Origin of the sequence: Paraburkholderia sp. SG-MS1, assembly GCF_012275575.1 — a bacterium.
Classification (GTDB): domain Bacteria; phylum Pseudomonadota; class Gammaproteobacteria; order Burkholderiales; family Burkholderiaceae; genus Paraburkholderia.
The window spans coordinates 1-15,127 of record NZ_NPIH01000052.1 but is presented as its reverse complement, the minus strand read 5'-3'; the positions used below and the strand labels follow the sequence as shown (position 1 = coordinate 15,127).

The window sequence follows — 15,127 nt, the reverse complement described above, 5'->3', positions numbered from 1 at the left end:
CCGCCGACAACGCCGTGCCCGCCGGTGGCAGCTTCAATGCCGCGCGCGCCACCAATCCGTATTCGCAGTCCTCCTTGCCGACGCAGACCGTGCCGAACTATCCGCCGCCCGCGCAGCCCGCGCCTTATGTCGCGCCCTATACGGCGCCCGCCCAGCCTTATGCGCCGAATGCCGCGCCCGCCGCGTTGCCGTACAACGCGCCGCGCCCGGGCGCCGACGTGGGCGGCTATGGACAGGAGACCTACGGGTCGAGCCAGTCCGGCGCACCATTGCAGCCTTATCCGGGGCAAGGGCAAGCGCAATCGCAATTGCCGCCGATGCAGCAGCGATACAACCCGGGTTATTCGCAGCAGGCGCCCTATCAGCCGCAAGCACCGCAGCAGCCGCAATACGGCGCGCCGGATGGCTATGCCGCTACGCCATGGCCAATGTCGCCGGCCTCGCGCCAGGCGCAGGACAATGTCGGGCCGTCGCAACAACGGCCGTATGCCGCTTCGACCGCGACCACGAGGCGCTCGACCAGCAAGAAGCAAAGCACGTCGAAGACCGGGCGCAGCGCACCCGCTTATGCGCAGCAGCAGCCCTATGCGCAGCAGCAGCCGTATTACGGCCAGCAGGCCTATCCGCCGCAACAGCCAGGCTACGCGCAGCAGCCTTATCAACCGTATCCGCCACAGCAACAGGCGTATCCGAATCAGGGCTACTACGCGCAACAGCAGCCGTACATTCCGCAGCCGCCGGCCGGCTACGCACAGCCCTACTACCCGCAGCAAGCGGGCGGCAACAGCGGCAACTACGCGGGCGCGAACGTCGCCAACACCCAAACGCTCGGCGTCGCCGAAGAACTGGCGCAGGTCAATCGCGAGCAGGCAAGCACGGTGTCGGGCGGCATCGTGTTCCGCAACCGCGCCGGCGAGGATGGCCTGTCCACGTTGAACGACATCGAAGCGCCGATCCAGGGGCGCATCAAGGCGGGCAACGGCCATGTCGTCGTGACCGCGACGCCCGTCACGCTCGATGCCGGCACCGCGTCCAGCAACCTGTCGACGCTCGCGCGCTTCGGCGCAGGCCTCTCCGACAGCGCGTCCAGTTCGGCGGCGAAGGCCGGCAACAACGTCTATGGCAACCAGACGGCAAGCGGCGTGGGCCTGTCGGTCGGCTACGAGGGCCGCAGCATCAGCGGCGATATCGGTGTGACGCCGCTCGGTTTCCGCGAGACCAACATCGTGGGCGGTGCGCGGTACAACGGCGGCATCACCGACAAGGTCTCCTATTCGCTCGCCGTCGCGCGGCGCGCCGTCACCGATAGTCTGCTGTCGTATGCCGGCGCGCACGACGCGGGTTCGGGACTCGAATGGGGTGGCGTCACCTCGACCGGCGGCCTCGGCAGTCTCGCCTGGGACGACGGCACGAGCGGCCTGTACGCGAACGCTTCGTATCAGTACTACGGCGGCCACAACGTCGCGAGCAACAACTCGGTCAAGGGCGGAGGCGGGGTCTACACGCGCCTGCTGAAGGACGCCGACCAGACATTGACGGTCGGCGTGAACACCACGCTGATGCGCTACAACAGGAACCTCTCGTACTTCACGTATGGCCAGGGCGGTTATTTCAGCCCGCAACAGTACGTGATCCTGAATTTGCCGGTGGAATGGACCGGACGCAACGGCCAGTTCACCTATGACCTCAAGGGGTCGATCGGCGTGCAGCACTACCGGCAGGACCCGTCGAACTACTTCCCGCTGAACGACGCCTCCCGCCGGCAGGGCGCGGCGGCGGACAATGCGGCGGCGATCGGCAGCGGGGTGGATAGCGGCGCGGTGTATCCCGGCCAGAGCAAGACGGGCGTGTCGTATTCGCTCAGCGCAGTCGGTGAATATCAACTGGCGCCGCAGTTGGCGTTCGGCGCGACCGCGTCGCTCGGCAATGCGTACGAGTACCGTGAGTTCGTCGCCGCCGTCTATGTGCGCTACAGCTTCAGCAAGCAGACGGGCTTGCAGCCGTTCCCGCCGACACCGCTCAGTTCGCCGTATCTTTCGCTGTCGAATTGAGGGGTGGCGCGGGCGGTGACTTGCCGGGTGGCGGTGATCGTTGCAATGCCCAGCTACCCGGGCATCGCAACATTCACCGGCCGCAAGCGGGCCGCCTCGCCACTCGCCGCCGTCAGACCTTGACGACGGAAGCCTGATAAATCTCTTCGACGGCCTTTTCCAGCGCCGCGTCGAATTCACTGTCGCTCATCGGCTTCTTGAGGTCGTTGATCAACGCCCGCGAGAAGCTGGCGATCATGCCGTGATTGGAAGCGAGCCGCGCACACGCATCGGTTCGCGAGTAGCCCCCCGACAGCGCAACCACCCGCGCCACTCGCGGATGCTCGATCAGCGGACGATAAAAGTCGGCGGTCTCGGGCAAGGTCAGCTTGAGCATGACGCGGCTGCTCTGCGGCAACGCGTCGAGCCCCTTGCCCAGTTCCGCGCGCAGCGTGGCCTCGGCGCCCGCTTTGTCGGGACTCTTGATCGACACTTCGGGTTCGAGAATCGGCATCAGGCCGTGCGATTCGATCTGCGCCGCCCGTTCGAATTGCTGCCTCACGATCGCCGCGATACCGATCGGTGAGTTCTCGTTGATGACCGAACGCATCTTCGTGCCGAACACGCCGAGCTTCACCGCGCGCTCGAGCAGTGCGTCCAGTCCCGGTATCGGTTTCATCAGTTGGACGCCGTTGGCTTCGGCTTCCAGTCCTTTGTCTACCTTGAGGAACGGCACGACGCCACGGTCCTCCCACAGGAAGGCCGGCACCGGCTTGCCCTGCGCCTGACCATCCATGGTGGCTTCGAACAGGATCGCGCCGATGATCCTCGCGCCGGTGAAAGCAGGCGCGGTGATGATGCGCACGCGCATCTCGTGGATCAGTTTGAACATGCCGGCGTCGTCGCTGTAGGCGGTGTCCGGAATGCCGTAGAGCCGCAACGCACCGGGCGTCGAGCCGCCGCTTTGATCGAGGGCCGCGAAGAAGCCCTGCTTTTCACACACCTGCGCCATCATTGCGTCTTTAGCCATGAACACCTCTCTCTTTGGATAGCCGGATAACAGCCCGGTGAGTCCGATCCGGGCCCGTTGAAATCTGCTTCATCAGGGTTCCGCCTGAACTGAGGGCATAGCCGTATTCAAGCGCATCCGCTGAAGGCGCCGCAAGCCCTATCTACCCGTGTTCGTTCCTGCGCCGGCGCCGTTGCGTAGGCGCTGCCTGCGCCGTCGGGCGCGGACTATGCTCACGAAGATCAGCACGATGGCCAGCAACGTCAGTTCGATCAGCGCGGGAATCTGGATAGGATCATGGAACATGAGGGAAGCCTCCGCCACAAGGTCCGCTCATATTACGCCCGGCGGGCGTTGCCGTACGGCATCCGGTTCATGATCCGGCGTTGTTCGGCTTTGAAGCGGGCGAGCCGGGGCCTGCAAGGGCCGATGCCGATCCCGATCCCGATCGCAGCGCAGCGCAGCAATACTTTCGGCGACTGCAAGCCTTTCGGGTGGTGTTATGCGCGGCAGCGCACAGAGTCGTTTGCATCGGCGGCCCTACTCTAGCCGATACCGCAGAAGCGCCTCCCTGGCTCCCCAGGACCCGCCTTTCCGCCTCCCCTTAGCCAGTCCCGGCTCCGCCGGCAGTCGGGCCGTTATCGGTCACGGCACCACGTCGACATCGGCACGCCGCCCCGCCCCGTGGAAAGTAGCGCTTTCGCCAACAGGTGCCGCCGATGCGTTTCCGATCCATCGCCCATGCATTGATTCTTGCCTGCGGATGCGCGGCCGCCGCCCATGCGCGCGCGGACGATGCCGCCGGGGTCGTCAAGACCGTCAAGGGCGCGGTGCGCATCGAGCACGCGGGCGCAAGCTCGGGGGCGACGGTCGGCGCCGACGTTTACAGCAGCGACCGCATCTTGACCGGTCCTGAGTCGTCGGTCGGCATCACGCTGCGCGACACGACGTTGCTGTCCGCGGGCGCCAACACCACGCTCGAACTCAACCGGTTCGCGTTCGACAGCACGACCCATGCGGGCGTGCTCGACGCCAGCGTCAAACGCGGTTCGCTGGCCGTGATCTCCGGCAAGCTCGCCAAGGCGAATCCGGATGCGGTCCGCTTCAGCACGCCGACCACCACGCTCGGGGTGCGCGGCACCGAATTCATCATCGAAGTCGGCGAGAACGGGGGGAATGCGCGTTGACCTCCCTTATCGAACCTCACCGGCCAGCATCGCTATCGGCAACGGTGTTCGCAGCGGCATTCGTCACGCTGAGCTTCCTGAGCGGATGCAGCACGCCGCCGGACCGGATCGTTCTGTTGCCCGATCCCGAAGGCAAGGTCGGCGCGGTCATCGTGCACAGCGCCAACGCGGAGCAGACCATCGACACGGCCTACGCGGGCGTCGACGTGACAAAGAACGGCGCCATGGAAAAGACCCTAGACAGTCGCGCCGGCGTGCAAGCCCGCTATGGCGAACTGCTCGCGGCCCGGCCGCCGCGCCCGCTGACCTTTACCCTGTTCTTCCTGTTCGACTCGGCTACCCAGTTGGCCCCGGAGTCGCCCGCCACGGTCGAGAAGCTGAAAGCCGCGCTCGCGAACTGGCCCGCGCCGCAGATCGTGGTGATCGGCCACACGGATCTGGCCGGCTCCCAGAAATTCAACGACAAGCTGTCGCTGCGGCGGGCCAAAAGCGCCGCGGCGTTTCTGATCAAGGAAGGCATTCCCGCCGGGAAAATCGAAACCGCGGGCCGGGGCAAACGTGAGCCGCTGGTCCCCACGGCGGATGGCGTACCCCATCGCATGAACCGGCGGGTCGTGATCACCATTCAATGACGCCCACGGGTCGTCGGCGCTGAGTCGCCCCTCCTTCGATGAAACGCTATGACGACCTCTGGTTCGCCCGCATCAAATCTCTGCTGAAAGCGGCGCAGGGGCGTCCGGTCGCGCTCGCGGTGCTGTTCGCGCTGAGCGTGCTCAACCTGGCCAGCGAATGGCCGAGCAACCTCGCTCGTCCGGCCTTCATCACCACGCTCGACGAGACGCTGCCCGACTCGTTCAAGTCGGCGCGGCAACTGCTGTTCGACCAGTACCAGCGTCACCACCCACGCATGCCGGGCGCACAGCCGGTGACGATCGTCGAAATCGACGAGGAGACGCTGGCCAGCGTCGGTCAATGGCCGTGGCCGCGCAACCGCCTCGCCGGTCTGATCGACGCGATCGCGGCACACAAGCCGCTCGCGATCGGTCTCGACATCTACATGCCCGAGCCCGATCAAACCTCGCCCGACATGGTGGCCGGCAATCTGCCGGAAACCGCCACGGCGCTTGCGGCCGCATTGCGTGCGCTGCCCAGCCACGACACGATTCTCGCTAGCTCGCTGCATGCCGCGCCGACCATTCTGGGCGCGGCCGCGCTCGATCATGCGGCCTTCGCCACCAGCACCGGTCTGCATAGCGCGCCGATTCTCCTGCATGGCGCCGACCCGCTGCCCCACGTACCGCGTTACGACTACGTGCTCGCCAGCCTGCCGCAATTGCAGGCCGCGGCGCACGGCCAGGCGATGCTGAGCGTCGCGCTCGAACAGGGCGTGGTCCGGCATATTCCGCTCATCATGGGTCTGCGCGACACGCTGGTCCCCAGTCTGCCGATGGAGATGCTGCGCGTCGCGACCGGCTCGGCGGCGCTCGATGTATCGACCAACGGTGCGGGCGTGCAGACGGTCGGGGTGGCCGACGTGCAGGTGCCCACGCAACCCGGCGGCGACATCTGGCTGCATTTCGCATCCATCCGCTCGACGCTGGACCGTTATGTGTCCGCACGCGAGGTCCTCGACGGCAAGGTCGACGAGGACCGCATCCGTGACAAACTCGTGCTGGTCGGATTGACTGGCGCCGGCGTGACCGACATGCGCACGACTCCGTTAGGAGAACTGGTGCCGGGTATCGAGATTCAGGCTCAGGTCATCGAGACCATCGTCGAGAGACGCTTCCTGCTGCGTCCCACGTGGCTCAAATGGGCCGAGAGCGGGTTCATCATGGGCGTCGGCCTGCTTCTCATCTGGTATGTGCCGCGCAGGCAATCGCGGCTCGTGGGGGTGATACGGGCCGTGCCGAAGGCGGTCACGGTGCTGGGTCTGTGCCTGCATCTGCTGAATCTTCTATGCTGCTTCTATATTTTCATTCGCTTCGGACTGCTCGTCGATGCGGCCGCGATCTTCATCATCCTGTCCGCGGTGATGGGCTGTTTCCTGTCTCCCGCACTGCTTCATCTCCAGGAACAAACCCGGATGGAAGCCGCCCTTACGCAAGCTCGATCAGGCGATCAGGACGGTGCAGGCAAGGCGCCGGGCACTTGATTAGCACTCTTATGAAAGCTCGTTGTCAGCCTGAGGGGGTCGGTAAAATCCGCCATAGCTGGCCCTAAAGCGCGCTATTTGCGCTACAGTACATCTGCGGTCGATCAGGCTGCGAGCCCGTTTCGATAATTTTCCAAGGTTCTTCCAACGCGTTCGGCGCAACGTGTGAGGTGACGGAAATGGCAGATGCGGAAAGTGTCCCGGTGAGCGCGCGTGCAGGCGCTCATGTCTCCCACCAGACAACCGGCCGCGAGTTACGAAGAAAAATACAGGCCGCGTGTTACGCGATGGAAACCGCACCCTCGGACGACATCGCGCCATGCCCTATCTAGTCGCCTACTGCGGGCCGGCCGCGCTCCCCGCCGATCTGTGGTTGCGCTGGAACACCGACCCGCTGCTGCTCGCAGCGCTTGCCGTTTTCGCCTACCTCGTCGCGAGCGGCCGCAGCGCCGATGCGCGAGCGGGCTGGGCCGCGCTGGTGCTGATGGCCGTCGTGTTCGTCTCGCCGCTGTGCGCGCTGTCGTCGGCCTTGTTTTCGGCGCGCGTGACCCATCACATCATTCTGATTGCGGCCGTCGCGCCCTTGCTCGCACGCGCGTTTGCGCTGCCGCGCCTCGGCTATCCGCCGCTCGTTCCCGTGGTCGCCGCCCATGCGGTCATCGTGTGGCTCTGGCATGCGCCCGGTCCGTACACCTGGGGACTCGCCACGGTGCCCGCTTACTGGCTGATGCAAACCACGCTGCTCGGCAGCGCGTGGCTGATGTGGCGCAGCGTCCTTGCGCCGACGCTGCAAACGGGCGCCGCCTTGATGGCGCTCGTCGCAACGATCGGGCAAATGGGGCTGCTCGGCGCGTTGATCGTGTTCGCTCCCGCGCCGCTCTATGTCGTGCATTTCGCCAGCACCGCCGCGTGGGGACTCACCCCGCTTGCCGACCAGCAGCTTGCCGGACTGTTGATGTGGGTACTGGCGATGATCCCTTATCTCGCGGCGGGACTGTGGCTCGCGTGGTCCAGCCTGCGCGTCAGAGAGCCCGCACTGTGACCACCCTCCTGAAGTTCATCCATCTCGGCGCGATCGCGATATGGTCAGGTGGCCTGATCGTATTGCCCTACCTGTTCTGGCAGCGCCGGGCGTTGCCGCCCGGCTCGGACCTCGACCGTCTGCACCGCATCACGCGACTGGTCTATGTGGAGCTGACTTCGCCCGCCGCCTTCGTCGCGATTGCGAGCGGCACGGTGCTGATTTTCCTCCAGGCCACCTTCGTCGAATGGTTTTCTCTCAAGATGGTGCTGGTCGGCATCATGGCGATGCTGCATGTCGTGGCCGGCCTCGTGATGCTGCATCTGTTCCTGCCCGATGGGCATTTCGGCAAGCTGTCCTCGATCGCGCTGACGAGCGCCTATGTGGTGGTGATCGTCGCGATCATCTGGATCGTGCTCGCCAAGCCGCACCTCGACTCAAACCTGTTCGCGCCGCATCTGTTCGAGCCAGGCGGACTCGCCCGCTGGCTGCATCAGTCCTTCGGCGACACCAGAATGCCGACGCCATGATCGAACACGAGCTTGCCCCCATGCCAGCCGGCGAAGCCCGTCATCACCGAGGCGAGAACCGACAGCGCGAGTCCATGCGGAAGGATCTGCGCGGGATAGTAGAGACGCACGCCCCAGTTGGCGCCGGCGATGGCGACCAGCGTCATCGCGGCTACCGCATGCGACCAGCTCGCTTCCTTCAGGCGGATGCCGCGCACGAGCAGAATCTCGCCGGTGCCGACGAGGCTCGCGCCCACGCCGCTCCAGAACGCGAAGCCGGCGGCCCACAGACCCGCCCTCACCCAGAACGGATCGCCCGACCACCAATAGAGGACGTCGATGCCGAGCGTGGCGACGACGAACGCGATCGGGAAATGCACCATCATCACGTGAATCGGATGCCCGACGAAGGCAACGGCCGAACCCGCGTCGAGCCGCAACAGTTCCAGCAACACCTCGCTCTTGCCGTTGGATCCGGCTTGGTTTTTCTTTGCCATGGTCACAGCCCCTCGCGTCGAATGCGTGATCGTGCGAACCATCATAGCCGCTTGCGTGGACCGGTCCAAGCGGGATCGATGGCGGCCCTCGGCGCGGCGCTGTCGGGCTGCGCCGGCCCGCTGTCGACGCTCGCGCCGTCGGGCCCCGCGGCGGCGTCGATCGCCGGGCTGTGGTGGACGATGCTGGCGGGCTCGGCCGTGCTGTTCGCACTGGTGCTCGTGCTGTTCGCGCTGGTGATGCGGCGCCCGGGCTGGGGCTCGCAGGTGTCGCCCGCGCGCTGGATCGTGCTGGGCGGCCTCGTGCTGCCCGCCGTGATCCTGATCCCGCTGATCTGCTATGCGCTCCTTGCCGGCGAACGGCTGCTGCCGCTGCCGGGCCATGCGCCCGCGCGCGTCGACGCGATCGGCAAGCAATGGACGTGGACCTTCCGCTATCCGGACCAGGGCGGCGTGGAAACCCACGACGTGCTGCATCTGCCCGCGGGGACGCCCGTCGATGTCGTCGTCACGAGCGAGGACGTCGTGCATTCGTTCTGGATTCCGCGCTTCGCCGGCAAGATCGACGCGATACCGGGCCACGCCACGCGTCTGCGCATTCAGGCCGATGAACCCGGCCGCTACGAAGGGCAATGCAACCAGTTCTGCGGGCTCGGTCATGCAGGGATGCACTTCACAGTGATCGTCGATCGTCCGGAAGATTTTGCCGCCACCGTCAAGCAGGCGGCCGCCAACGGGGAGATAAAGAAATGAGTGTGCCCGTCGAGCCGCCGTCACAGGGCATGAACGCGTTGCGGCTGCATCGCCAGCTCGCCGCGATCTGGGCCACCGGACCCGGCGTGCAGCGCCTCGCCGCCGTGAACCATACGGTCCTCGGCATGCGCATGATGATCACGTCGTTCGTGTTCTTCGCGATCGCGGGCGTGCTCGGTATGCTCACGCGGGTACAGCTCGCGACGCCGCACGCGGCCTTCATGGATGCCGAGACCTATAACCAGGTCTTCACGATGCACGGCTCGATGATGCTGTTCCTGTTCGCGATTCCGATGGTGGAGAGCTTCGCGGTCTACCTCACGCCGAAAATTCTCGGCACGCGCGACTTTGCCTTTCCTCGCCTGACGGCGTACGGCTACTGGTGCTATCTGTTCGGCGGCACGATCCTGACGGTCTCGCTGATCATGCGCGCCGCCCCCGACGGCGGCTGGTTCATGTACACGCCGCTCAGCTCGAACGTCTACACGCCGGGCATCAACGCCGACGTCTGGCTGCTCGGCATCACCTTCGTGGAAATCTCCGCGCTCTCGCTTGCGATGGAGATCGTCGTGTCGATCCTGAAGATGCGCGCGCCCGGCATGTCGCTCGACCGCATGCCTATTTTCGCGTGGTACATCCTCGTCACCGCGATGATGATGATCGTCGCCTTTCCGCCGCTGATCCTCGGCTCGATCCTGCTCGAAGTCGAGCGCGCCTTCGGCCTGCCCTTCTTCGATCCACGGCGCGGCGGCGATCCGCTGCTGTGGCAGCACCTGTTCTGGCTGTTCGGCCACCCGGACGTGTACATCATCTTCCTGCCGATGGCAGGCGTGCTGTCGACCATCATCCCCGTGTTCGCGCGGCGGCCGCTGGTCGGCTACCGGGCCATCGTCGTCGCGATCATCGCGCTCGCGTTCCTGAGCTTCGGCATCTGGGTCCATCACATGTTCACGGTGGGCATTCCGCATCTGGCGCTCGCGTTCTTCTCGGCCGGCTCGGCGATCGTCGCGGTGCCGACAGCGATCCAGTTCTTCGCGTGGCTCGCGACGCTCTCGCACGGACGCCCGCGCTGGGACGTGCCGATGCTGTACGTGTTCGGCTTCTTCTTCGTGTTCACGGCGGGCGGGCTGACCGGCGTGATGCTCGCGATGGTGCCGTTCGACTGGCAGGCGCACGACACCTACTTCGTCGTCGCGCACATGCACTACGTGGTGGCCGGCGCGCTCGCGTTTCCAATGCTCGCGGCGTTCTACTACTGGCTGCCGTTGCTGACCGGCCGCAGCGCCGTGCACAAACTGTCGCTGCCGGCGTTCTGGCTCGTGTTCATCGGCTTTAACATGACGTTCTTCATGATGCACCTGACCGGCCTGCTCGGCATGCCACGGCGCATCTTCACCTATCGCGGCGACGAGGGGTGGAACTGGCTCAATCTGCTGTCGTCGGTAGGCAGCTTCGTGATGACGATCGGCTTCGCGCTGGTGGCGATCGACATCATCGTACAGGTGCGCTACGGGCGGCGCGTGCGGCGCAATCCGTGGGATTCGACCACGCTCGAATGGGCGATGCCGATTCCGCCCGCGCCGTACGCGTTCGCGTCGATCGCGCGCGTGGGCACGGAAACGGAGGACGTCGCGCCGGGCAAACTGGCGGCGCTGCTCGCGCGCGGCGATGGCTATCTCGGCTTCACGCGCAACGGCTGGCAGGAAACGCTCGGCGTTCATATGACTTCCGGCGAGCCCGAACAGCTGATCGTCCTGCCGCGCGCGACCTATCTGCCGCTCGTCACTGCCATCGTGACCTGCGCGGCGGTACTGTCGATGCTGTTCGGGTTCTATCTGCTGTCGCTAACCTTTGCGTTCGTGACCTTCGGTCTCTTCATTTACGCGGGCCAAAGCGCGGGTCACGCGCGCGATTACGGACCGCTGCCGGTGGGCCGCGGCGTCAGCGTGCCGCCGCATACCGAAGTGGCCGGCGCGCCGGCGTGGCTCGCGCTGATCTGCACGTTGGTGGCGAACGGCACACTGTTCACGTCGCTCGTGTTCGGCACGTTCTATTTGTGGATCGCCGCGCCGAACTGGCCGGCCGCGGTGACCCCCGAGCCGAGCCGTCTGTTCGCGCTCGTGAGCGTCGTCGCGCTGGCCGTCGCGGCGGTGGCGGCGCGCGGGTCGCTGCGCGCGGCCGCCGCGGACCGGCACGCGCATCGCTGGATCAGCGTTGCCGCGCTGGCACTGGTCATCGCGATCGCCGCCGATGTCGCGCTGATCGCCGGCGTCATGCCGCATCCGCGTGAGCACGCGCTCGGCGCAACGGCGGCAGCGTTGCTGACGTATGTCGGCATTCACGCGGGGATCGGACTTCTGTTTCTGATCAGCAATGTATTGCGCATCGGCGCCGGCTTCGTCTCGCCGCGACGGCTCACGGACCTGCGGCTCACCCGCTTGTGGCTCGACTACACGCTGACGACGGGCATCATTGCGCTGGCCCTCGTGCTCGCGCTGCCCTCGCTGGTCGCGATGCTGGGAGCACGGCCATGAACGGACGCCCGCTTGCGCCACGGCGTCTGTGGTGGCTCGCCGTCGGCTTCACCATCTGGTGCATTGCGTTCGTGATCCTGTATGCGCTGCACGCGATCGGCTGCGCGTTCGGCTGGCCGACCGGCCCGCTGCGTGCGAGCCTTGCCATCGTGTTGCTGCTGCATCTGGTCGCGATCGGCTGGCTGTGGCGCTATCGCGCGGCGGCCATTCGCGATCCGGGTCCCGAGCGCATCAGTACGTTCATGCATACCGTCGTCATCTGGACTTTGATCGCGGCGCTGGTTGCCACGGTGATTACGTTTGGGCCCGCGCTCTTGCTGACTACTTGCCTATGAACGCGACATCCGGCGACGCTTGAGACAGCAGATGACGCAATAGCTCGCGCACTGGCCAGCGCTGTGCCTCGCGCTTCGGTGGGCACGCCCCGCTTCACAGCCACCATGCCGGCATCTCTGAATGCCCGAATAGAGAGGGATTTCATGCAGTATCGCGATCTCATGCGCAAGGCCATCTGGTCCGCCATCTATCTGCTGTTCATTCTTGCTCCGCTGTTCGCGCTGCTCGCGGGCAATTTGCCGCCAGCCCGCAATTTCGCCACCGAGTTTTCCGTCGCGCTCGGCTATTCCGGCCTCGCGATGATGGGGCTGCAATTCGGCCTCACCGCACGCTTTCGCCATGTGACCGAGCCGTGGGGCGAGGACGTCATCTATCACTTTCACCGGCGCATTTCGCTCATGGCGGTGGGCCTCGTCGTCGCGCATCCGTTGATTCTGATCGCGATCCGCTCGCCGCAGCTCGCGCTGCCCGACTCAGTCTGGGACATTCCTTGGGGCGCGCGCTTCGCGGTGCTGTCGATCGGCTCGCTGATTCTTCTCGTGGTCATGGCGCTGTGGCGCAAACAGTTGAAGCTGCGCTACGAGCTCTGGCATCTGTCGCATATCGTGCTCGCGCTGATCGCGATAGCCGCCGGCATGCTGCATATGGTGGGCTGGGGCTTTTATCTGGTCGACCCGCTCAAGCGCACGTTGTGGATCGGCATGACGATCTTCTGGATCGGCCTGCTGCTTTATGTGCGTCTGTTCAAGCCGCTGTTCATGCTGCGACGTCCCTATCGCGTCACCAAGGTGCGCGCGGAACACGGCGACACCACCACGCTCGTGATGCAGCCCGAGGGGCACGCGGGCTTTCGCTTCACGCCGGGCCAGTTCGGCTGGCTGACGTTGTGGGCGAGCCCGTTTCGCATTACCGGGCATCCGTTCTCGTTTTCATCGAGCGCGGAAGCCGCGGACGGCCGCGTCGAAATGACCATCCGCAATCTCGGCGATTTCACGAGCGCCGTGAGAACGGTGACGGCCGGACAGCGCGTCTATCTCGACGGACCTTATGGCGCTTTCACGATCGGCCATCCGACCGACATGCACGTGTTGATCGCGGGCGGCATCGGCATCACGCCGATGATGAGCATGATCCGCACGCTCGCCGATCGCGGCGACCGGCGCCCGCTGGTCCTTTTGTACGGCAGCAAGAACTGGGAGTCCATGACCTTCCGCGAGGAACTCGAGGTGCTGAAAACGCGGCTCGATCTGAAGGTCGTGTATGTACTGTCGGACCCGCCCGACGGCTGGAGCGGCGAAAGCGGACGCATCAACGCCGAAGTGTTCAGGCGTCATCTGCCGCCCGAGTACGCCGATCACGAGTACTTCATCTGCGGGCCCGACGTGATGATGGATGCGATCGAAACCGTGCTGGGCGAGATGAAAGTGCCGCTCGCCCGCTACCATTCCGAGCGGTACAGCTTCGTCTGACTGTGGAGAGTTACGATGCGCCGACTGTTAGCTGATCGACTGGCCGTCGCCACGGGGGTGATCGTGGTGGTGCTGTCGCTGGTGTTTGCGTTGCTGCGGGTGAGTTCAGGGCATTAGTGAGTGAGGTCGGGTTCGCATGTGGTTGGGTGTTGCGCGATACCTTGAGGTTATGGGGTATGCGGCCCCGCTCCGGCATACCCTTTGGATAACGGGCTCAATGCGCACCGGCGGCGCGCATTTCCCGGTACTCCCGCCGCACGATGTCCATGAGCTCCGACACGGAAGTCAGCGCACTCTTTTGCTCGTAGGTCACGCGACCTCGCTGCATCAGCATGATGCGATCGGCGATATCGAGCGTCTGCGCATAGTTGTGCATGATCATGATGATGGACAGGCCGCCCTTGTCCTTCAGGCGCATCAGCAGGTCGATGATAAGCCCCGCCTCGCGTGCGCCCATCGCGGCAAGCGGCTCGTCGAGCAATAAAATCTTCGCATTGGAATGCACCGCGCGCGCCACGGCGATGGCCTGGCGCTGCCCGCCCGACAGGCGCTCCACAGGCAAATCCACCGAAGGCACGTGCACGCCGATATCGTCGAGACATTGCGCTGCTCGCTCGCGCATCTGCTTATGATCGAGCAGCCTGAACGGCCCGCGCCGCACGATCTCGCGGTTCAGAAACATGTTGTGGTAAATGCTCAGGGAATTGGCGAGCGCGAGATCCTGATACACGCATTCGATGCCGAGCGAACGCGCATGATCGACCGAGCGCAGCAGCGTCTCCTCGCCATCGATGTGAAGCGTGCCGCCCGTTGGCTGATGAAAGCCCGTGAGAATCTTGACGAGTGTGGACTTGCCGGCGCCATTGTCGCCGAGTATGCCGAGAATCTCGCCCTTGCCGAGCGTGAGCGAGACGCCGTCGAGCGCGGTCACCGCGCCGAAACGTTTGACGAGGCTCTCGCCGCGCAGCGCGAGCGACGCAGCGGGCGCGGCAATCGCGCCGGAGGTTTGCGACTCGTCCATCAGCGCCCTCCCTTACGGCGAATGCGCCCGACGTGGATATTGAAGATCATCGCCGCCAGGATCGCGGCGCCGAGAATAATGTTGAACGTGAACGCGTTGATGCCGATGAGCGTGAAGCCGTCGTTGAGAATGCCGAGCACCGCCGCGCCGATCAGGCCGCCCACGATGGTGCCCGACCCGCCCGTGAGCGGCGTGCCGCCGATCACGGCGGCGGCCACGGCAAGGAACATGATCTGGTTGCCGCCCGCCTGCGGATCGATCGAGGTAATGCGAAAGGCTTCGAGAATGCCGGTGAAGCCCGCAAGCACCGCAGCGAGGATGAAGTTGCCGAGGCGCAGCCGGTTCACCTGAATGCCAGCCTCGCTCGCGCCGATTGGATTCGCGCCCGCGGCCTGCGTATGCAAACCCCATCGGGTATGGCGCAAAAGCACGTGCATCGCGAAAGCGATCGCCACGGTCCAGATGATCTCGCTGTAGCCCCATCCACCCATGAACGCCGAGAACGCAGGCGACCCCGGTGCGGGCGCGGGCGTGCCGCGCGAAACGGTGAGCGTGATGCCGTTGATGAGAAAGAGCGTGCCGAGCGTGGTCACGAACGAGGGCAAACGC

The 15,127-nt window shown here is 65.3% G+C and carries 15 protein-coding genes; 10 read left to right on the top strand and 5 right to left on the bottom strand.

The features are described from left to right. On the top strand, positions 1-2,051 hold a 2,051-nt coding region (locus CIC12_RS04070), incomplete at its 5' end, for a cellulose synthase subunit BcsC-related outer membrane protein (RefSeq protein ID WP_174771898.1). Positions 2,052-2,163: 112 nt separating this feature from the next. Here the strand turns inward: CIC12_RS04070 and CIC12_RS04065 are convergent. Both CIC12_RS04065 and CIC12_RS04060 read right to left on the bottom strand, forming a co-directional pair. Beyond that, positions 2,164-3,060 (bottom strand): fructose bisphosphate aldolase, encoded by an 897-nt coding sequence (locus CIC12_RS04065; protein ID WP_168662411.1) that lies wholly within the window; start codon positions 3,058-3,060, stop codon positions 2,164-2,166. A gap of 138 nt (positions 3,061-3,198) precedes the next feature. Further along, positions 3,199-3,345, bottom strand: a complete 147-nt coding sequence (locus CIC12_RS04060) for a hypothetical protein (protein WP_168662409.1) — start codon at positions 3,343-3,345, stop codon at positions 3,199-3,201. 413 nt (positions 3,346-3,758) lie between these two features. Between CIC12_RS04060 and CIC12_RS04055 the strand changes: the two genes are divergently transcribed. The 5 genes from CIC12_RS04055 (at position 3,759) to CIC12_RS04035 (ending at position 7,932) form a co-directional block, all read left to right on the top strand. Then, positions 3,759-4,226, top strand: coding sequence for a FecR family protein (locus CIC12_RS04055; RefSeq protein ID WP_168662408.1), 468 nt, complete (start codon positions 3,759-3,761; stop codon positions 4,224-4,226). A 44-nt stretch (positions 4,227-4,270) separates the two neighbouring features. Continuing rightward, positions 4,271-4,858 (top strand): OmpA family protein, encoded by a 588-nt coding sequence (locus CIC12_RS04050; RefSeq protein ID WP_342030502.1) that lies wholly within the window; start codon positions 4,271-4,273, stop codon positions 4,856-4,858. A gap of 38 nt (positions 4,859-4,896) precedes the next feature. After that, positions 4,897-6,381 (top strand): CHASE2 domain-containing protein, encoded by a 1,485-nt coding sequence (locus CIC12_RS04045; RefSeq protein ID WP_168662406.1) that lies wholly within the window; start codon positions 4,897-4,899, stop codon positions 6,379-6,381. A gap of 319 nt (positions 6,382-6,700) precedes the next feature. Continuing rightward, positions 6,701-7,423 carry a cytochrome c oxidase assembly protein gene (locus CIC12_RS04040; RefSeq protein WP_174771896.1) on the top strand — a complete coding sequence of 241 codons (723 nt, stop codon included), beginning with the start codon at positions 6,701-6,703 and terminating at the stop codon, positions 7,421-7,423. Beyond that, entirely contained in the window at positions 7,420-7,932 is a 513-nt protein-coding gene (locus CIC12_RS04035; protein ID WP_168662404.1) for a CopD family protein, read from the top strand. The genes CIC12_RS04040 and CIC12_RS04035 overlap by 4 nt, the downstream gene beginning before the upstream one ends. Here the strand turns inward: CIC12_RS04035 and CIC12_RS04030 are convergent. After that, positions 7,896-8,408: a DUF2231 domain-containing protein gene (locus tag CIC12_RS04030; protein WP_168662402.1), complete on the bottom strand. Its 513-nt coding sequence runs from the start codon at positions 8,406-8,408 to the stop codon at positions 7,896-7,898. The genes CIC12_RS04035 and CIC12_RS04030 overlap by 37 nt on opposite strands. Positions 8,409-8,486: 78 nt before the next feature. On the opposite strand from CIC12_RS04030, the gene coxB reads away from it, so the two are divergent. The 4 genes from coxB to CIC12_RS04010 all read left to right on the top strand — a co-directional run bounded on the left by coxB (position 8,487) and on the right by CIC12_RS04010 (position 13,497). Further along, positions 8,487-9,158: a cytochrome c oxidase subunit II gene (coxB, locus tag CIC12_RS04025; RefSeq protein ID WP_238812359.1), complete on the top strand. Its 672-nt coding sequence runs from the start codon at positions 8,487-8,489 to the stop codon at positions 9,156-9,158. Next, the gene (gene ctaD, locus CIC12_RS04020) at positions 9,155-11,692 is read left to right on the top strand and encodes a cytochrome c oxidase subunit I (RefSeq protein WP_168662398.1); all 2,538 of its coding nucleotides are present in this window, start codon (positions 9,155-9,157) and stop codon (positions 11,690-11,692) included. The genes coxB and ctaD overlap by 4 nt, the downstream gene beginning before the upstream one ends. Further along, positions 11,689-12,027, top strand: coding sequence for a hypothetical protein (locus CIC12_RS04015; RefSeq protein ID WP_168662396.1), 339 nt, complete (start codon positions 11,689-11,691; stop codon positions 12,025-12,027). The genes ctaD and CIC12_RS04015 overlap by 4 nt, the downstream gene beginning before the upstream one ends. Positions 12,028-12,171: 144 nt before the next feature. After that, positions 12,172-13,497 (top strand): ferredoxin reductase family protein, encoded by a 1,326-nt coding sequence (locus tag CIC12_RS04010; protein WP_168662394.1) that lies wholly within the window; start codon positions 12,172-12,174, stop codon positions 13,495-13,497. Positions 13,498-13,711: 214 nt separating this feature from the next. Here the strand turns inward: CIC12_RS04010 and CIC12_RS04005 are convergent, their stop codons facing one another. Together CIC12_RS04005 and CIC12_RS04000 are read right to left on the bottom strand one after the other, a co-directional pair. Beyond that, entirely contained in the window at positions 13,712-14,518 is an 807-nt protein-coding gene (locus CIC12_RS04005) for an ATP-binding cassette domain-containing protein (protein ID WP_168662392.1), read from the bottom strand. Next, a partial coding sequence (locus tag CIC12_RS04000; protein ID WP_168662390.1) for an ABC transporter permease occupies positions 14,518-15,127 on the bottom strand: 610 nt, incomplete at its 5' end. The genes CIC12_RS04005 and CIC12_RS04000, both read right to left, overlap by 1 nt.